The sequence below is a fragment of the Solitalea canadensis DSM 3403 genome, assembly GCF_000242635.2.
GTDB classification, from domain to species: Bacteria; Bacteroidota; Bacteroidia; order Sphingobacteriales; family Sphingobacteriaceae; genus Solitalea; species Solitalea canadensis.
On sequence record NC_017770.1, the window covers coordinates 1,500,968 to 1,520,132 of the forward strand.

Consider the following 19,165-nt stretch of genomic DNA (forward strand, 5'->3'; position numbering starts at 1 on the left):
TCACACATTGTCACTGGCATAAACATTCTTTCAGAGCAAAAACTGAAGACCGGATCAATAGGTCTGACCCAGCAGGTTTTCACCTGCCTTCCTTTCGTAAAAAGTTGAGTAACACCCGTTCTTCGGTTTTTTGCATTTTAGATTTTACACTGCCTTCATTTAAGTTCGAAAGCTTCTTTAAGTAAATAAATAACCTTCCTTCTTCATAAGCACCAAGCAATGCCGGATGAACATAATATTTCTTACAAACAGTTCGGGTATTTCCTAATTGGAGCGCTACAAAATCTAATGCTTCATTAATATTTCTTTTTGCTTCAGTAGCCGATTCAAATGGCTTTTTGCCGGAAAGATAGACCAAGGCATTAACGGTTCCGGCCCATGTTCTAAAATCCTTTGCCGTAAAATCATTGCCGGTGTATTGCCGGATGTAATCATTAACCATTCCGGAATCGATTGAATTTCTGGAACCATCAGCTTCGAGATATTGGAAAAGTTCTTGTCCGGGCAGATCACGTAATTTTTTCATCAATTTAGCAAGCCGTAAATGACTTACTTCAATGTCTTGTATAATACCTTTTTTGCCTGTGAAGGAAAGCCTGAATTTACTTCCGTTTATTTTAATATGTTTATTTCGTAGCGTAGTTAAACCGTGGCTGTTATACTTTTTCGCATAAGCATCATTGCCAATTCTGATAAAAGTGTGCTCCAATAGGCTTAAAGCAAGTGCAATCACTTTTTCTTTTGATAACTGTTTTTTGCGAAGATCTTTCTCGAGTTGTTTTCTTAACTGTGGAATTGCAACGCCAAACTCAAGCATTCGGTCGTGTTTCTTCTCATTTCTGATTAGCGACCAATTGGTATGATAACGATATTGTTTTCTTCCTAATTTGTCAAATCCGGTAGCCTGCAAATGACCATTAGGTTTGGTGCAAATCCATACGTTTTGCCAGGCAGGCGGCAAAACTAACCCACGTAAGCGCTTAAGTGTATCTTCATCAGTTATTTCATGTCCGTCACAGTCAAAAAAAGTGACAGCGTTTTTTACCAATAACCGGCTATACCCGATAGTTTTATCAGTTACATAGATCAACTTCATTTGACGAGCTTCTGCCCGAAGATCGCTTAACTCTTTCTTCATCTTGCGAAAAGCTGTTGATGATTAGCAATTTACAAAATGTATGCCTTGTGATTAGAGGTAATTTGTGTGAAGTAGTGGTATTAGAAACATTACAGTAAGCATCGTGTATTGCTATATGTTATTTCGTCGCTTTCCGCGAGACTTACTTTTTTCATGCAGTGTTTCATTCTAAAGGTATTCAAGAATGCTTCGCATGTTTTTCTACAGCGAAAAAAAGTAAGCAAAAAACGCCGCCGCTGCGTACAGATCTCCCGCAGTTAATGCAAGAACTTAATTAGACTCTGCCGAACTGTACAAGGCGCATTGATACTGTCGTTCCGATACTATTGAGTATGAAAAAGAGAGATATTTACTTATAAAAAACATCATAAGCATACCTGACAATCAGGATGCAAATAACCAGCAGGAAGAACTTTCTGATAAAATCATTACCCTTTGATAGGGCAAGTCTGCTACCAATTAAGCCGCCAGCCATATTGCAAACAGCCATTGGTAGAGCTACATGATATAATACTTGCTTGTTCCAGATGAAAGCCGCTAATGCAGAAACATTGGTAACGCAGTTGATCACTTTGGCGTATGCTGAAGCGTTTAAAAAATCGAATCCCAGTAAAACGATAAAGGCTAAAATAAAGAAACTACCGGTACCTGGCCCGAAAAAACCGTCATAGAAGCCTACTATAAAACCAATCAATCCTCCATAAATCAGCATCTTTTTCTCAGGAATATCACGAGCTTCGGCACTTCCGAAATCCTTTTTTACAAAGGTATAAATGGCAATAAGCACTAAAATGACTAGGATAAGGGGTTTAAGCAAATTGCTGTTTAATAAGCTGATCGTTTGAGCACCTAAATAAGCCGATACTAACGCACATCCGGCTGTTAATCCTAATACTTTATAATTAAAACTAACTTTTTTACTGTATTGCCATGCGGCGGCACTCGTTCCTGTTAATGCAGGAATTTTTCCAGTTCCAAATAAAACTGGTACCGAAGTTTTAGGAAAGGTAAGTAGCAGGGCAGGCATCTGAATTAAGCCTCCGCCACCTACAATTGAATCAATAAATCCTGCAATAAATGCAAAACAACATAAGATAACGATCTCCATTAGCATATCAACCCTATAACAGGCTCGCAAAAATGAGAATAATCGATTGATTTTGACGAATGCTTATAAATTGATTTATCAGGAGTTGTATTTTTACTCAACCAATATTAATTCAACCATTATATCCGTGTTCAAAATCATTAGTCATTCAGAAGAAAATAATTGCCTCCTAATAAAAGATGTTCATTTTGAATCTTTAGCAGAAATAATCATTCTTCAGCATGCCTCAAATGGAATATTTACGGATCACAAAAGTCTTCAATATATTTATCCCAAGACCCTTGAAATAAACCAGGGTATCTTTTCCAATCAATACAGTTCTGTTGTTTTTCCACAGGTTATTGTGGCAAAACAAGATGAATTATTATCTATCACATGCGAATGTAAGGCGATAAAAGGTCGGTTGTGTGAGCATCAGACTCAGGTTTTATTAGCAATTGCCAAAAGAGATGAGTTTCGGGTTTTCTTTGATAAGAACTATCGTTACGATCAATTGCGTAAAGCAGCCGCTGATTATGGATTGGCTTATGAAACTGATCTCGACAGCTTGTTCAACTTAACGTATAGTAATAAAAAAATAACCATAACGCCTAAGTTGCAGGGCTTGTTAGCTGTTAACAAAGAAAGTTTGGGCAATTTAAAGCAAGTGATTGTTAAAGATTCAACTTTAAAAGTTGCTGATGCCGATCAAACAACTATTGTGATACTTAAGCAGCATAAGTACTATAAACATTTGATCATCGGTCTTTATCAAGCCAACATCACTAAAGATGGAAAGATTAAAAATCCGTTAAACCCAATTGCACCACTTGATAGGATCTGGCAAACGGAAGATCATCAGCAATTGAAATTTTTTACCGGAATTAACAGTTTTCAAGGCACCATAGATAAGGAAAAATCTGAAGCAGATATAGTTGCATTACGGGCTGTTATCAACAATCCGTTAAAGTTTACCTTTTATCTTCATGATAATAGGAAATCTGAAAATGTTACCGCAACAGCTGTTCTTCCGGTGGAAGTAAATTTACTTTCAGATGGTTTTAAGCTAACGGTAACGCAGGCAGACCAGTTTTTTGAGCTTTCAGCAAATGCTCAGATCAATGGTATTGATTATGGAATAAACGACCTTCAACTTACACTTACCTATTTTCTTTTTATTGGTCAAACGCTTTTCCTGGTAGATAATCTTCAAATATTAAATGTTATTGAACTGCTGAAAAAGAATAATGGCCGATTACTGATCCATGTTTCTAAGTTCAAAGAATTTAAAACACAATTCCTAGGTGAATTGGAGGATAAAATAAAGGTTGATTATAAGCATGTAAAGCCAGCCACTACTTTACAATTAAAGCAACAAGGTTTCGGTAATGAACCGGAAAAGATTATTTATCTATCTGATTTTGGTGATCAGGTAATGATCATTCCTGTGGTTAGTTATGGAGAAGTTGAAATTGCAATTCGAACCAAAAGGCAAATTTATGCAGTTGATAGTAAGGGAAAGGAGTTTATGGTTAAACGGGATAATGCTGTTGAAGATGGATTTATTGGTCTTATAATAAAACAACACGCTTACTTTTTTGAACAACTGGAAAATGACCTTCATTATTTCTATCTGCATAAAAAACATTTTTTGAATGAAGATTGGTTCTTGAACGTATTTGATGAATGGCAGAGCAATAAAATTACTGTGCTTGGTTTTAATGAGCTGGAAAATAATAAGCTAAATCCGAATAAGGTTAAAATTAGCATCAAGATATTAAGCGGTATCAATTGGTTTAATGCCTTAATCAATGTACGCTTTGGTAAAAGCAAAGCGTCGTTGAAACAATTACATAAAGCAGTAAAAAATAAAAGTAAGTATGTTCAATTGGATGACGGTTCATTAGGGATTTTACCTGCGGACTGGATAGCGAAATTTGACGCTTATTTTAAAGCTGCTGAAATTGCAGATGAAGAAACATTGCAGATTCCAAAAGTTGCTTTTTCAACGGTTGAACAGCTGTATGAGGAGGAAATGTTGGATGGTTATGTAAAAGAGGAAATTAATGCCTACCGAAGAAAACTAAATGATTTTGACGCTGTACAACAAATTTCAGTTCCGGAAGGCTTAAATGCAACTTTGCGCTTTTATCAGCAACAAGGACTTAACTGGCTTAATTTTTTAGACGATTTTAATTTCGGTGGATGTTTAGCCGATGATATGGGGCTCGGAAAGTCATTGCAAATCATTGCCTTTATTTTACTTCAGCGCCAGAAATCTGCACATAATACCAATTTATTAGTTGTTCCAACTTCATTGGTTTTTAACTGGAAACATGAGATCGAAAAGTTTGCACCCTCCATTAACGTTCATACGATAACCAGTAGCGATCCTGATAAAAACACGAATGATTGGGGTCAATATGAAGTTATATTGATTTCATACGGCACCTTGCTTTCGGCAGTTAACTTTTTGAAGAAGTATGAATTCAACTACATCTTCCTTGATGAATCTCAAAATATAAAGAATCCTGAATCGCAGCGTTATAAAGCAGCCCGTTTACTGCAAGCCCGAAACCGGATCGTTATTACCGGAACTCCGATTGAGAATAATACGGTTGATTTATATGGCCAGCTTTCATTTGCTTGTCCGGGTTTATTGGGAAGCAAGCAATACTTCAGAGATGTGTATTCTATTCCAATCGATCGCTTAAAAGAGCGAAGAAGAACACAGGAGTTGCAAAATAAGATCAAGCCTTTTATTCTGCGTAGAACCAAGCAGCAAGTAGCTGGTGAACTTCCGGAAAAAACAACTATGACACTTTATTGTGAAATGCAACCCGAACAGCGCAGAATTTATGATGCTTATGAAAAGGAGTTCAGAGAGTTTATTTCGGCTACAGATAATGAATTGCTGAAAAATCGATCCATGTATGTCCTTAAAGGTTTAACCAGATTGAGACAAATCTGTGATTCACCTCAATTATTAGGTGAAGATCGGTTAAAAGGGGAGGCATCTGCAAAGATTGATTTATTGATGGAGCAGATAGAAAGCAAGATGACTCAGCATAAAATCCTGGTTTTTTCTCAATTTGTTTCCATGCTCGATCTTATTAGGGAACAGTTGGACGACAAAGGAATAGCTTATGTGATGTTAACAGGAAGCACAAGAAACCGGGATAGTGTTGTGAATGAATTTAAAACCAATAATAATATACGGGTTTTTCTGATCAGTTTAAAAGCCGGCGGAACGGGCCTGAATTTAACGGAAGCTGATTACGTATATCTTGTTGATCCGTGGTGGAATCCGGCAGTAGAAAACCAGGCGATAGATCGTGTACACCGTATTGGTCAGCATAAAAACATCGTTGCTGTTCGATTAATTTGTGCAGGAACTGTAGAAGAAAAAATTATGAACCTACAGGAATCGAAGAAAGAATTGGCCAATAATATGATCAGCACAGATACCTCATTTCTGAGTTCGTTGTCAAAGAATGATTTAATGCGTCTGCTGAGTTAATGGCTATTTGTTAAGGGGAGAAAGAGAAAGAATATAAAATGAAAAGCCAATCGTCTGATCGGCTTTAGTACTTTTAATGGTTTATATTTCACATATTTCTAAAATGATCTGCAACTTCTTATCATACGATAATAGAAAACGATATCTAATATAATAGATTCCTGTAACATCATTTATTTTTTAAAATTCATCTAAAAATCGTTTATAAATAAAATCTCTGAGTATTTGTATTTTAGGCATGGGAATCCTTATTCAAACAAAAGGGTAGATTTTATAATGATACTGATGAATGAAGAAGAAATCAGAGGCAAGCTACTTTTACCATATTTAAATGACCTGGGGCTTGACCTTTCTGAAATTTCGTTGGAAACTTCATTTACAATTAGACTTGGAAAGTCTCAGCATACTATAAATGGCAGATCGGACATTCTATGTAAAAGAAACGGAAAGAACCTCTTTATTGTTGAACTGAAAGCCGATTCAGTAGCCATCTCACAAAAGGATATAGACCAAGGAATTTCATACGCAAGAGCACTCATTGATGATATCGCACCCTTCGTGGTAATTACGAATGGAAAAACAACAATGATTTTTGACTCTATATCAAAAGTAAATCTTACGGGTAGACAAATTTCTGAACAATCAGACTTTTGGAAAAATGGCTATACTCTTTCCACAGACGAAGAATTAAGGGTTAGATATGAAGCTCTTAAAAACTTCGTGTCTTTTTCAGGCGAAAATTTAAGAAACTTCTGTAAAAGCCAAGTGCAGGATAGAATGGGGCCAATTGTTGGCAACATTGATGAGCCAACTTCTAAGTTTATTAAAGATCTGTACGTTCAAAGAAATGATTTGCAGTCTTCCTTCAATAACTTTATCAAAGATAAAGCCTCTTTTTTCGCTGTAGTTGGTACAGCTGGTGTCGGTAAAACGAATACTATATGTTCACTAGCACTTCAATGCTTGGAAAACAATTTTGTTTTCTTCTACAATGCCGCAATCATTAGTAAATCACCTTTAGAACATATCGCACAGGACTTAAATGGAGTTTTTTCTAGTAAAAGCGAAAGTAATCTTGTTTTGAAAAGACTTGATGAATTAGGGAGATTTTTAGATAAAACCGTGTTCTTATTCATTGATGCAGTTGATGAAAGTATCAATACAAATATATCACTTGAATTAAGTGAACTTGCAATGGCAACGAAAAACTTAAACAAGATTAAAATTTGCATTAGCTGTAAATCCAATATTTGGGAAAATATTTTAAAAGTAAATGACACACCTAACCACTTATTTGAAGAACTCGATAAGTTTCATGAACGAATTTTAAAGTTAGGGAACAATCCGGGATTTCTACTGGAAGATTTTAGTGAAGAAGAGTTGAAGGAAATAATTCCTTTATACAGGAAAGTTTTCGGTTTTAGAGGGGAAATTTCTGGTACCCTTTTAAAAGAATTACGGAATGGTTTCTTCTTGAGAATATTCAGCGAAGTCTATAGCCACAAACAAATACCAGAAAAAATTGACGATAAAAACCTGATAAAAACTTACCTAAAGCAATCCTTTGAAAAGTCTAATATTGACTTTCAAACTGGCATGAGAATTCTTTCAAAAATTGGTATAGTATTAATAAATCATAAATACAGTGAATTGGATGCATTCTATGATGATGGTTTAGAAATTGAAACTCTGCTGGAAAATTTAAATTTTTCATTAAACGAGTCTTTGCCAGAGGATTTATTTGCCAGAAACATACTTACAAAGTCGAATAAGGAAGATTCCTACAACATATCTTTTTACTACTCTAAAATTAGGGACTATGTTATATGTTTCCATTCTTACAAATTAGATCAGCTCAGCGATAATGAATTTTATAATATTCTTGACGATTTCTACGGCAACTACATTGGTCAAAGTGCAATTGAGTTTTACTTAAATAATGCGAGTGAAGGCCATAAGTATACGTTGATAAACTACAAAAAAAGTAAGGCCCTTGCATATGTAGAAAACTATAATTCATATTTGGAAGAAAATTTTAAAAATTCAAAGAAGCTATATCTTCCGAAGACAGATGATGAAATTGGCATTGTGTTGCCAACTGATCTGATAAAAAAAGATGGCTATGCACTATTTCGTATAAAACCTGGAGAATCTGAAAAAATATTATATGAAAATCTTGAAGATGCCTTTTCAGGTGACCATTGGAGTAGTCGAATGTATGAAATTGGAGTAAGCACCATTTATAGTAGTAATCATTCATTATTAGTTCCTGATCTCAGTAAAGTTGTTAAGAAGGAGATTTTTAAACAGTTAAAAGGTATAATTCAAAAAGGTAGGCTTAATGCGTACAACTCTGATATACTGATAATGGAGCAAGTGTCTCTCATTGTCTATTATTATCAAAAACAGCTTGGATACAATGGCTGCCTGGATGATCTTTATATGCCAAGATTTGAACAAATTTATCCGATAGATTTAAAAGATCTGCAAAATAGAATATATCGGTTTATAGCTTATGAGTACTACAGAGGAATTGACTATAACATTCCATCGAGCACAGTCCATCGTATGGTTGAAGAAGCAGTCCAAAACAACCTTTATATCCCAAAGCTGAATATTACAGGAGATTTCCCTCCTTTTGAGGAACTATCAAAAATCGTTACCATACTACAAGAGAAAGGATTTCAAAAGCTAGAGAAGCATCATCTGCCTTATCCTAACAAATCATTAATAGAGGTCAGGAGTTTCTTCCAGAAAAATAATATTCAAGATATCGAAGAATGCAGATGTTTTCAATACACCGCAGATCAAGCTAAATTATATATTGAATGCTTCTTCAGACATTTAGAGAACTGTTACAAAGATTTTATTGAATATCTTTTTCCAACATTTAAGAATGAATTAACATTTTTTAACGGCATGCCCTACGAATACTTCTTTTATATGAAAGACGCAGATGTCCTAAAATGGGGGATGTTTGGCTATCGTTCGTCAAAAGATGGCCAGACAAAATTCAATTTCCGGGAAAGTGTTCCAATGGAAAAAGCCTTTAAAGAAGATAGGATAAAGAGCTTGCAGGGATTTTCACTTGAGGATATACTACGTAGTGATTATCATAACGATATAAGAACCATCGATAAATTTAATACATCAAAAGTAGATGACTTTTGTGTCATTAGGAATTGGGTCTACAAATTGCTCAAAGATGATATGCGTGACATTCTCAAGGAATACAATGAGTATATTTAAAAATAAATTGTAAATTTTTGTCTATAAAGTAACCATTCTTAAGCTATTCTATTTTTGTTGATATTACTAATGAATTCTAATTATCGTGACACTGTTCTGCAAAAGGTAACAATAAGAATAATAAGAGTTTTCGATATAATAATATGATCAGCACAGATACCTCATTTCTGAGTTCGTTGTCAAAGAATGATTTAATGCGTCTACTGAGTTAAACACGATTTCTTAAAATCTAGCATGGAATAAGTAAAACAGTTTTTAACAGCTTACTGACATACAGTTGTCAATGGTCAATTGTAACTTTACAAAAAGTCACGAAAATGAAAGTACATACCACAAACTACTTTGATACATTTATAATAGTTGCAGATGATTGTCCGGCAGGAGTAGGGGAAATGCCGCCATTGAAAGGCGATAAAAGGACTGTTGCAAATATCCAATTCGAGTTGGTAAAGAATAATCCTTACAAATACACTTCTGATGAGGTATTATTTCAAGTGTATGCCGATCGTAATGATCTAACCGAATCAGAATATGAGGAGGCAAAGGAAAAATTCTTCTCCAAGGGACAGGCATGTTTTAGGGCATCGCCTTTAGGAAAACGATATGGTTGGGGGGTGCACAGTAATAAAGAAGGTAAAATCGCTATTTATGGTTGTGAAACGGAGATGTATCAAAAGATGTTAGATGATAAAGCATTGACCGTGGTTAAGGCAATGAAAACAAGTAGATAGATAATTTTAGATCCGTCTCGTTGTCATCCCTTCAATGTTTCGGGTTGAAAACATAATTTCGAAGTCAAAAACCGTATAAAACAAAAAAGCCGATCGTCTGATCGGCTTTTGTACCTCAGGCGGGAATCGAACCCGCACGGCCTTAACGGCCACAGGATTTTAAGTCCTGCGTGTCTACCAGTTCCACCACCAAGGCATCGGTGATTTTAAATCATTGCAAAGTTCGATAAAAATATAAAACTAAACAATAAGTAGAGCGAAAGACGAGATTCGAACTCGCGACCCCAACCTTGGCAAGGTTGTGCTCTACCAACTGAGCTACTTTCGCATTAAAGAACTGTCTCTCAAGTTCTTTGTTAATATTTCAAAAATCTCCTCAAGAGATTAGTACGTTAAACATCCCGATCGTTATCAGGAAGCCTGCATGGCCTTAACATGCATTTGTACCTCAGGCGGGAATCGAACCCGCACGGCCTTAACGGCCACAGGATTTTAAGTCCTGCGTGTCTACCAGTTCCACCACCAAGGCAGCCTTTGTTAAAAGAGAGCGAAAGACGAGATTCGAACTCGCGACCCCAACCTTGGCAAGGTTGTGCTCTACCAACTGAGCTACTTTCGCTTTTTTAATTATTAAGACTTTTTAAAGAACATTTTCTTTTGGAGCGAAAGACGAGATTCGAACTCGCGACCCCAACCTTGGCAAGGTTGTGCTCTACCAACTGAGCTACTTTCGCAATAGTTATACCCCTTATTGCTTTGGGACTGCAAATATAGGGATTATCTAATTGCTGTCAATAGTGAATTAATAAAAAATATAGGTTTTTGAGCAGCGAATGACGTAAGCGTTTTAAAATCAGCGCATGAATTTTTTTGTTTTTTATTTGATAGCCTTAGATTGTTCATTAATTATGGCCCAAACACTATCTCCTTCAAACCCTCGACTCATTAAATACTGTGCAATTTTATAATTTCGCTTATAAGGATCGCGTTCTTTTTCCGATAAATCTTTCTTTTTCCAAGTATCTACGATTGTTTTCTCATAATCATCAGGGTCGATTCCTAATAAAGCTTTTTTTATAAGGTTCTCCGGAACACCTTTCAACTTTAAGCCTTGTTTAATTTTATTCTTACCCCACTGCTTCATTCTAAATTTCCCTAATGCGTACATTCTCGCAAAACGTTCTTCACTTATGTAGTTGTTTTGAATAAGATCTGCAATGATCTCTTCAACCGCATCGGTCCACAACCCCCATTCATATAATTTACTTCGGACTTCCTGCTGACTGCGTTCCTGGTAAGCGCAAAATCGAGATGCTTTTTCTAATGCTACCTTAGGGTCGGTAATGCGTTTTTTTGTGAATTCTTCATCCTGCATATCACAAATGTAAAAAATATGCTTGCTAAAATGGAGACATGAAACTCCAAATGGAGTTTTCAAAATGTTTTTAATATAATACTCAATTCATAATGAAGAACTTATTTTTGAGTAAACAAAAATGTTTTCAAAGCGTCCATTCCGATACGCACAATAACTATATTTGCGGTACTATGCCTCTTACCCCATACACACTCCAATACATAAGTAATTTACTGAGTGCCAATGCACAAATAAATAATCCTCAATTGCCGGTTGAAACATTGGCTATCGACAGCCGGAAAATATTGAGTCCCGAAATAACCTTATTCTTTGCATTAAAAGGTCAGCGAAACGGGCACAACTTTATTCCTGAACTTATTAATAAAGGAGTTAAAAGCTTTGTGATATCCGAAGACAAATGGTCGGAAGCCTATCCGGGTATTAATTTTTTATTGGTGCCTGATACACTTAAAGCGTTACAATTAGTTGCGGCCAATCATCGCAAACAATTTAATTACCCGGTAATTGGAGTAACAGGCAGTAATGGAAAAACTATAGTAAAAGAATGGCTTTTTCAATTACTTTCGATTGATCATCATATTGTTAGAAGCCCGAAGAGTTATAACTCACAAATAGGAGTTCCTCTTTCGGTGTGGCAGATGAATGACATGGCCGACCTGGCTATTTTCGAAGCCGGAATCTCGATGCCAAATGAGATGTTAAACCTGGTAAATGTTATTCAACCTACCATTGGTGTTTTTACCAATATCGGTTCTGCACATAATGAAGGTTTTGAAAGCATTGAACAAAAGTTGACTGAGAAATTTAAACTGTTTGGAGATGTGAACACGTTCATTTATCCAAAAGATGAATTAACGGGTTTTGCAAATGAAATTCCAGGCAAACAGCAGATCAGTTGGTCGACAACAGATACATCTGCAACTGTTTTTGTAAAAGAAATTGAAAGAAAGTCACTACATACTAAAATAACAGGTGTTATTAAGGCACATGAGCATACAATCGAAATTCCTTTTATTGATGAAGCATCAGTAAAAAATGCGATCACATGCTGGTGTGTGTTAATTGCATTAGAAATACCTCAAAATCAGGTCAAACAACGGATGAAAGAGCTGGCGCCAATTGAAATGCGCCTGAAACTTCGCAAGGGAGTTAATAATTGCACTGTCATCAATGATAGCTACAACTCTGATTTAGGGTCGTTGCAAATTGCACTTGACTTTCTACAACAGCAACAGCAACATCCAAAACGTACATTAATACTGTCTGATATCTTTCAATCCGGAATTTCTTCCAAAGAATTATATGCTAAAGTCGCACAGTTGTTAGCATCAGCGAAAGTAGATAGATTGATCGGCATTGGTCCGGAAATAGCTTCACAAGAACAGCTGTTTAATCTTGAGAAAGAGTTTTATGTTAATACCGATGCTTTTCTTGCTGAATTTTCAGGAGCTAAGTTTAATAATGAAAACATTTTACTGAAAGGTTCCCGCTTATTTGAGTTTGAACAAATTAGTAAACTCCTTGAGCAGAAAGTTCACGAAACCGTTTTTGAAATTAATCTGAATGGGTTGATACAGAATCTGAACTATTATAAATCGATGCTACAACCTGAAACTAAATTAATGGCAATGGTAAAGGCTTTTTCATATGGAAGTGGAAGCTTTGAGATTGCCAATGTATTGCAGTTTCATAAAGTTGATTATTTGGCGGTGGCTTATGTAGATGAAGGTGTTGAACTACGAAAAGCAGGAATTAAATTACCAATAATGGTTATGAGTCCTGACGTTTTTGCTTTTGAAAGTCTGCTTCGGTCTAACCTGGAACCTGAGCTATACAATTTCAGAATATTGAATGAGTTTGTTTCTTTTCTGCATACTCATCATAGTCAGGAATATAAAATTCACCTGAAAATAGATACAGGCATGCATCGTTTAGGTTTTCAGGAAGAAGATATAGATAAACTGGTTTCCATTTTAAAAGCCAACCCACATATTAAAGTAGCATCGGTGTTTTCCCATTTGGCTGCCAGCGAAGATGCGGAAGAAGACGGGTTTACACAAAAACAGCTTGATTTGTTTTTAAGGGTGGCTGATAAACTAAAGCAATTGTTAGGTTATAGTTTTATCAGGCATATTTGTAATTCGGCAGGTATTGTAAGACACCCCGAGGCTCATTTAGACATGGTTCGGTTAGGCCTGGGACTTTATGGCATTGATAGTGCTGTGAAAAATAATCGTTTGTTACAGCCGATTGGTACATTAAAAACTACGATCACACAAATTAAGGAGTTAGCGCCGGGTGAAACGGTGAGTTATAATCGAAGAGGAAAAATAAATGTACCTTCAAAGATTGCAACCGTTAAGCTGGGTTATGCAGACGGATTAAGCCGTAAGTTAGGAAATGGCGTGGGTGAAATGCTTGTAAACGGTAAAAGAGCACCAATTATTGGCAGTGTATGCATGGATATGACCATGTTAAACGTAACCGAAATTGATTGTAAGGAAACGGATGAAGTTATTGTTTTTAATGAAGAACTTCGGGTTGAAGAATTGGCCGAAAAAATCGGAACAATTCCATATGAGGTGCTTACAGGGATTTCTCAGCGTGTAAAACGTGTGTATGTATATGAATAGGCTTAATTAACGTACAAAGAGTAAGATTTTTAAGAGAAGTGAATAATAAATGATAGAAGAACAAAGGGAACTATCTCATCGTTTTTTCCTTGATTATGCTATCATTAATTAATAATGAAATATGGAAGATATAAGTAAGTTACGTAGAAAGGTAAGAGCTAAAAATGTGTGGCAAACAATTTTCGGATTCTTTATAAAAGGATTATTGTTTGTAATTCCTTTGGCTTTAACCTTTTATATTATTGCTAGTGGTATTACATTCGTCGATGGATTGCTTTCATCACGGATTCCAATTTTGAGTCTGGTACCTGGTTCCGGTTTAGTAATCGTATTGATTTCTATTACGTTTATCGGGGTATTGGCTAATTATTTAATTACGGAACCCATTTCAAATTGGTTTTTGGGGTTATTGGATCGTGTTCCTTTATTAAAACTTATCTATTCGTCGATTCGCGACTTTATGGAGAGTTTTTTCGGAGAGAAAAAGAAGTTCAATGAACCGGTAATTGTTCAAATCAATGATTACGGCTTAAAAAGAGTGGGATTTATTACTCAAAAAGACCTTTCAAAATTTGATTTGGAAGGGGAGGTAGGTGTTTATTTTCCTAATTCATACGGTATTATGGGTGAGTATTACATCATTCCGGCTGATAAAGTTAAGCCGTTAAATATGAATTCTGCCGATGTGATGAAATATGTGGTGTCCGGTGGAGTTAGTGATATCTAATTCCTTTAACACGACAAGAAATCCAAATCATTATCTAATCGATCTCAAAGTAAATCTGTGTAATCCAATTAAATCGGTGCAATCATACAAATGAAGAAGGTTTGTTTAGTATTAGGGAGTGGGGGAGCAAGAGGGGTTTCGCAAATTGGTGTTATTGAAGAGCTTGAACGTAGAGGTTTTACTATTTCCCGTATTGCAGGTTGTTCAATGGGTGCATTGATTGGCGGAATTTATTGCGCCGGACATTTACCAACGTATAAAAAGTGGTTGGTAAACCTGGAGAAAATGGATGTTTTTAAACTGCTTGATTTTACTTGGTCGGGTGCCGGTTTTGTACGTGGCGATCGGGTTTTGAATGCAATTGAAGAGTTGATCGGATCTCATAATATTGAAGAGTTTTCTATTCCGTTTACGGCAGTTGCCACAGATTTAAATTCTCAACAGGAGATTTATTTTAAAAGTGGCAATTTATTTAAGGCTATCAGGGCTTCTATCGCTATTCCAACAGTATTAACACCTGTAATTGATGAAGGCAAGGTTTTACTCGACGGTGGATTACTAAATCCATTACCAATTGCAGTAGCACAGCGTCAACCTGATGAGTTGTTGGTTGCTGTAAATGTAAATTCGAGTATCCAACCATTAGTATTGCCATCTCCTACAGAACAAGAGATCTTAGCACGCAAAATAGGAAAGAGTCGTTGGGACACTTTTGTTTCTTCAATTCTAAGAATCGATACCCGTAGCAATGAAACCTCTGAGAGGATTGGCATGTTTGGCTTGCTTAATCGCTCATTTGATTTATTACAAGATCGATTAACCCAGGTTATGCTTGAAACTTATAAACCGGATATTTTAGTAAATGTCTCAAGAAATGCTTGTGGAAGTTTTGAGTTTTACCGGGCCTCTGAATTGATTGAAGTCGGCCGTTTGAGCTTTGAAAACGCGTATGCGGAGTACGAGAAGAGTTCGGAGTCTGGAGTTCTGAGTCAGGAGTCAAAGGGTTCATAGATGATGATAGTTCATAGTTTATAGATGATAGTTCATAGTTCATAGATTTGTCCATAGTCCATAGACCATGGTCCATAGTATTTGCTTGATCCATAAACTTTACTAAATAAAAAGATCAGGGTTAATAGTTTATAGTTTTTGCTATAATCTATTAACCCTGATCTTTTTAAGATCTTCAATCAGAACTCCTGACTAAGACTATAATCCATGCTATGATCTATTTGGCTCAGACTCAGAACTATGATCTATGAACCATTTGACTCCAGACTCAAACTCTCGACTCAGAACCATGATCTATGAACTTTTTGACTCCTGACTCAGAACTCCCGACTCAGTACTATGATCCATGAACCATGATCCATGAACTATTTGACTCCAGACTCAGAACTCTCGACTCAGAACTATGAACTCCAGACTCAAGACCCTCGACTCAAGACTAAAAATTCGGCTTAATAACGTATTTATTATAGAAGCGGATAATGTGCTCAACAGCCTCGTCGGCCGTATCTACCAAACGGAATAGATTCATATCTTCCGCTGAAATGTAACCACCTTCGATTAGTTGTTTTTCGATCCATTCAAATAATCCGCTCCAGTATGAAGTACCCACTAATACAATCGGGAAACGGGCAACTTTACCGGTTTGAATTAAGGTTAAGGCTTCAAAAAGCTCATCCATGGTTCCGAAACCTCCGGGCATCACCACAAATCCTTGTGAATACTTAACAAACATCACTTTACGAACAAAGAAATAGTCGTAAGTCATCAATTTGTCTTTGTCGATATATTGATTATGGAATTGTTCATGGGGCAACTCTATATTTAACCCTACAGATTTACCACCCGTAGAATGAGCACCTTTATTGGCTGCTTCCATAACTCCGGGACCTCCACCAGAAATAATACCGTATCCTTTTAAGGTAAGCTGACGAGCAATTTCAACAGCCATTTCATAGTATTCGGTGCCCTGTTTAATGCGTGCTGAACCAAAGATGGATACACATGGTCCAATGCGGGCCATGGTTTCGAATCCTTTTACAAATTCAGCCATTATTTTAAAGATCTGCCATGAGTCGGTAACTTTTACCTCTGGCCAATCTTTATTTGCAAACGCTTCACGTATTCTTTCGTCGTCTATTAGATTATCATTCATTGTAATTTCTCTTTTTTAGGTCGGATCAGGCTATCCCTGATCCTGAAAATTGTATGCTAAGTTGCTTGAATAATGTTTAAAACAAGTAACTGGCTTATGCGAGCTATACAGCCATTTCTTTGCCAGCTTTTATTTCATTTACCGTAGGAGAAGATTTGGAAGATGAAAAGATAAGCAACCCAATAAAGGTTATTAAACCATTTACCAAAATTAGCTCATTGTCGAAAACATATCCACCTAACAACTTTGCTGAGTATAAGTTTAAAAAATAACAGATAGCAGGTGATAAAACGCAAATTACAGGTACTAAAATATCATTAACCTGCCTGGTTTTAGCAAATAAACCAAAAGCATATAAGCCCAATAATGGACCGTAGGTATAAGAGGCAACTGTAAATATGGCACTTACCACAGCGGCATCATTAATTGAGTTGAACACAATTATCACCAGGAACATTAGTAATGAAAAGCCAATGTGAACCCAATGGCGGGTGCGAACCATTTGAGCCGATTGTTCCGGCTTTTTGTCAAAATGTAAAAAGTCTACACAAAAGGAAGTGGTTAAGGCCGTTAATGCTGAATCTGTAGTGGCAAAAGTGGCTGCTGTTAATCCGAGCATAAAGATTATAGCAGGTAGAGTACTTAAATAGTTTAACGCAATTTCAGGGAATAAGAAGTCTGTACGAGGTTTGCCTGTAATTGCATCAATTGGTATTGCAATGCCATTTTTTGTTGCATACAGGTATAATAAAGCACCTACACTTAAAAAGAATAAATTAATAACCACAAAGAAACCCGTAAAGGTTAGCATGTTTTTTTGAGCTTCCCCAATGTTCTTGCAGCTTAAATTCTTTTGCATTAAATCCTGATCTAAGCCAACCATCGCTATAGTAACAAACATACCCCCAATTAGTTGTTTAGAAACGTGAAACTTGCTTGTTACAAAGTCTTCTACAAAGAAGATTTTTGAATAACCACTGTTTTTGACAGCTTCAAAAGCCTGAGGAATGTTAAAGTCAAGAGTACTGCAGATAAAGTAAATCGTGAGAAATACTGAAGTAACCAAAAACAAGGTTTGTAGGGTATCGGTAATAATAATGGTTTTTAAGCCACCTTTGTAGGTGTATGACCAAATAAGTCCCAGTGAGATTAGTACTGTAAGCCAGAAAGGAATGTGATAGGTATCAAAAATGAATCGCTGTAAAACTATTACAACCAGATATAATCTAAATGCAGAACCGATTGTACGACTCATCAGGAAAATACCTGCAGCTGTTTTATAACTTACGGGGCCAAGCGCTTTTTCAATATATTCATAAATGGAAGTCAATTTCATCCGGTAGTAGAGTGGCAGCAGCACTAATGCGACCACTAAAAACCCTAATGCATTACCCAATACAAACTGAAAATACGCAAACTGATCACCTCCTGGGGCACCAACTTTTCCGGGAACAGAAATAAAGGTTACTCCACTTAATGCTGTACCGACCATTCCAAAAGCCACCAAATACCATTTAGAGTTTCGGTTAGCAATAAAGAAGGTGGAGTTGTCTGATGATTTACGCGAAGTCAGGTACGCAATAACTAACAATACCAAAAAGTATGTTATAATAAATGAGAGTAATATGCCCGGTGCCATAGTTTATTGTTGTTCGGCTAACCTACAGTTTTTTTTTTAGATATGAGATATGGGATATGAGATATGAGATTTTATAAAACGGAGTTAATGATTACTCATCTCAAAAAGCCTCTCATATCTCCAATCTAACATCTCATATCTATTTCATATTTTTGTAAGATGCAGTTTTCGTCAAAATTACTGGAAGAAGCAGTAAACGAGTTTTCTAAATTACCTGGCATTGGTTCTAAAACGGCTTTACGTTTGGTTTTACACCTGTTAAACCAAAAAACAGATGAAGTGGAGCATTTTGGAACTACCATGATTAAACTTCGACAAAACATTCGTTTTTGTTCCGACTGTGGTAATATTTCCGACACTCCTGTATGTGAGATATGTGCTCATCCCAAGCGTGACCGCTCTTTATTATGTGTGGTTGAAGACAGCAGGGATGTAATGGCCATTGAGAACACCCAACAATTTAATGGCTTGTATCATGTTTTAAATGGACTTATTTCTCCGATGGAGGGAATTGGACCGTCTGATTTAAATATTGATCGTTTAATCCAACGCGTGGCATCGGGTGAACCTGTAGAAATTATTCTTGCCTTAAATCCTACAATGGAAGGTGATACCACCATTTTCTATCTCTACAAAAAACTGAAAGATTTTAATATCAAAATAACAACCATAGCACGGGGTATCTCTTTTGGAGGAGAAATTGAATATGCTGATGAAATGACATTGGGAAGATCAATCGTTACTCGTGTTGTTTATGAGAATACGCTTTTGAAATAGAGAGGGGTAAGGAATGACCAAGAAGTACTACGTCCCGACGATTAAAATCGACTGTACATAAATCGATATTTTTTTTCATTTTTGACACCGATTAAATCTTTATCCGGGTATATTTTAGTTGG

General features: G+C 36.2%; 12 protein-coding genes and 5 tRNA genes. 7 read left to right on the forward strand and 10 right to left on the reverse strand.

The features are described from left to right. Nucleotides 1-79 precede the first annotated feature (79 nt). Entirely contained in the window at nt 80-1,138 is a 1,059-nt protein-coding gene (locus SOLCA_RS06075; RefSeq protein WP_014679569.1) for a DNA topoisomerase IB, read from the reverse strand. A 349-nt stretch (nt 1,139-1,487) separates the two neighbouring features. After that, nucleotides 1,488-2,246, reverse strand: coding sequence for a sulfite exporter TauE/SafE family protein (locus SOLCA_RS06080; protein ID WP_042479406.1), 759 nt, complete (start codon nt 2,244-2,246; stop codon nt 1,488-1,490). A 127-nt stretch (nt 2,247-2,373) separates the two neighbouring features. On the opposite strand from SOLCA_RS06080, the gene SOLCA_RS06085 reads away from it, so the two are divergent. The 3 genes from SOLCA_RS06085 (at nt 2,374) to SOLCA_RS06095 (ending at nt 9,725) form a co-directional block, all read left to right on the forward strand. Next, on the forward strand, nt 2,374-5,745 hold the full coding sequence (locus SOLCA_RS06085) for a DEAD/DEAH box helicase (RefSeq protein ID WP_245536756.1): 3,372 nt from the start codon (nt 2,374-2,376) through the stop codon (nt 5,743-5,745). Between the two features lie 285 nt (nt 5,746-6,030). Beyond that, nucleotides 6,031-8,994, forward strand: a complete 2,964-nt coding sequence (locus SOLCA_RS06090) for a type I restriction enzyme HsdR N-terminal domain-containing protein (RefSeq protein ID WP_014679572.1) — start codon at nt 6,031-6,033, stop codon at nt 8,992-8,994. Nucleotides 8,995-9,311: 317 nt separating this feature from the next. Continuing rightward, complete coding sequence (locus SOLCA_RS06095; protein ID WP_014679573.1) at nt 9,312-9,725, forward strand: DUF6157 family protein; 414 nt, start codon at nt 9,312-9,314, stop codon at nt 9,723-9,725. Nucleotides 9,726-9,836: 111 nt separating this feature from the next. Here SOLCA_RS06095 and SOLCA_RS06100 read toward each other — a convergent pair. The 6 genes from SOLCA_RS06100 to SOLCA_RS06125 form a co-directional block, all read right to left on the reverse strand. Continuing rightward, a tRNA-Leu gene (locus SOLCA_RS06100) sits at nt 9,837-9,921 on the reverse strand. A 59-nt stretch (nt 9,922-9,980) separates the two neighbouring features. Beyond that, nucleotides 9,981-10,053 (reverse strand) — tRNA-Gly (locus tag SOLCA_RS06105). Nucleotides 10,054-10,169: 116 nt separating this feature from the next. Next, nucleotides 10,170-10,254 (reverse strand) — tRNA-Leu (locus SOLCA_RS06110). Nucleotides 10,255-10,271: 17 nt separating this feature from the next. Then, a tRNA-Gly gene (locus SOLCA_RS06115) sits at nt 10,272-10,344 on the reverse strand. 39 nt (nt 10,345-10,383) lie between these two features. Beyond that, nucleotides 10,384-10,459: transfer RNA gene (locus SOLCA_RS06120), tRNA-Gly, on the reverse strand. Between the two features lie 143 nt (nt 10,460-10,602). Further along, a complete protein-coding gene (locus SOLCA_RS06125) occupies nt 10,603-11,163 on the reverse strand; it encodes a regulatory protein RecX (RefSeq protein WP_014679574.1) in 561 nt (186 codons plus the stop codon). Nucleotides 11,164-11,192: 29 nt separating this feature from the next. Between SOLCA_RS06125 and SOLCA_RS06130 the strand changes: the two genes are divergently transcribed. The 3 genes from SOLCA_RS06130 to SOLCA_RS06140 all read left to right on the forward strand — a co-directional run bounded on the left by SOLCA_RS06130 (nt 11,193) and on the right by SOLCA_RS06140 (nt 15,474). Further along, the gene (locus SOLCA_RS06130; RefSeq protein ID WP_014679575.1) at nt 11,193-13,736 is read left to right on the forward strand and encodes a bifunctional UDP-N-acetylmuramoyl-tripeptide:D-alanyl-D-alanine ligase/alanine racemase; all 2,544 of its coding nucleotides are present in this window, start codon (nt 11,193-11,195) and stop codon (nt 13,734-13,736) included. Between the two features lie 121 nt (nt 13,737-13,857). Then, entirely contained in the window at nt 13,858-14,463 is a 606-nt protein-coding gene (locus SOLCA_RS06135; protein WP_014679576.1) for a DUF502 domain-containing protein, read from the forward strand. 90 nt (nt 14,464-14,553) lie between these two features. After that, nucleotides 14,554-15,474, forward strand: coding sequence for a patatin-like phospholipase family protein (locus SOLCA_RS06140; protein ID WP_014679577.1), 921 nt, complete (start codon nt 14,554-14,556; stop codon nt 15,472-15,474). Nucleotides 15,475-15,910: 436 nt separating this feature from the next. Here the strand turns inward: SOLCA_RS06140 and SOLCA_RS06145 are convergent, their stop codons facing one another. Next, a complete protein-coding gene (locus tag SOLCA_RS06145; protein ID WP_014679578.1) occupies nt 15,911-16,627 on the reverse strand; it encodes an LOG family protein in 717 nt (238 codons plus the stop codon). 103 nt (nt 16,628-16,730) lie between these two features. After that, nucleotides 16,731-18,266 (reverse strand): sodium:solute symporter, encoded by a 1,536-nt coding sequence (locus SOLCA_RS06150; protein ID WP_014679579.1) that lies wholly within the window; start codon nt 18,264-18,266, stop codon nt 16,731-16,733. Nucleotides 18,267-18,425: 159 nt separating this feature from the next. Here SOLCA_RS06150 and recR point away from each other — a divergent pair, with 159 nt between their 5' ends. After that, a complete protein-coding gene (gene recR / locus SOLCA_RS06155) occupies nt 18,426-19,043 on the forward strand; it encodes a recombination mediator RecR (RefSeq protein WP_014679580.1) in 618 nt (205 codons plus the stop codon). The last annotated feature ends 122 nt before the right edge of the window (nt 19,044-19,165 follow it).

Coding starts and splice junctions, on each gene's coding strand:
- SOLCA_RS06075 (WP_014679569.1), bottom strand. CDS start 1,138: ATGAAGAAAGAGTTAAGCGATCTTCGGGCAGAAGCTCGTCAAATGAAG.
- SOLCA_RS06080 (WP_042479406.1), bottom strand. CDS start 2,246: ATGGAGATCGTTATCTTATGTTGTTTTGCATTTATTGCAGGATTTATT.
- SOLCA_RS06090 (WP_014679572.1), top strand. CDS start 6,031: ATGAATGAAGAAGAAATCAGAGGCAAGCTACTTTTACCATATTTAAAT.
- SOLCA_RS06095 (WP_014679573.1), top strand. CDS start 9,312: ATGAAAGTACATACCACAAACTACTTTGATACATTTATAATAGTTGCA.
- SOLCA_RS06130 (WP_014679575.1), top strand. CDS start 11,193: ATGAAGAACTTATTTTTGAGTAAACAAAAATGTTTTCAAAGCGTCCAT.
- SOLCA_RS06135 (WP_014679576.1), top strand. CDS start 13,858: ATGGAAGATATAAGTAAGTTACGTAGAAAGGTAAGAGCTAAAAATGTG.
- SOLCA_RS06140 (WP_014679577.1), top strand. CDS start 14,554: ATGAAGAAGGTTTGTTTAGTATTAGGGAGTGGGGGAGCAAGAGGGGTT.
- SOLCA_RS06145 (WP_014679578.1), bottom strand. CDS start 16,627: ATGAATGATAATCTAATAGACGACGAAAGAATACGTGAAGCGTTTGCA.
- SOLCA_RS06150 (WP_014679579.1), bottom strand. CDS start 18,266: ATGGCACCGGGCATATTACTCTCATTTATTATAACATACTTTTTGGTA.
- recR (WP_014679580.1), top strand. CDS start 18,426: ATGCAGTTTTCGTCAAAATTACTGGAAGAAGCAGTAAACGAGTTTTCT.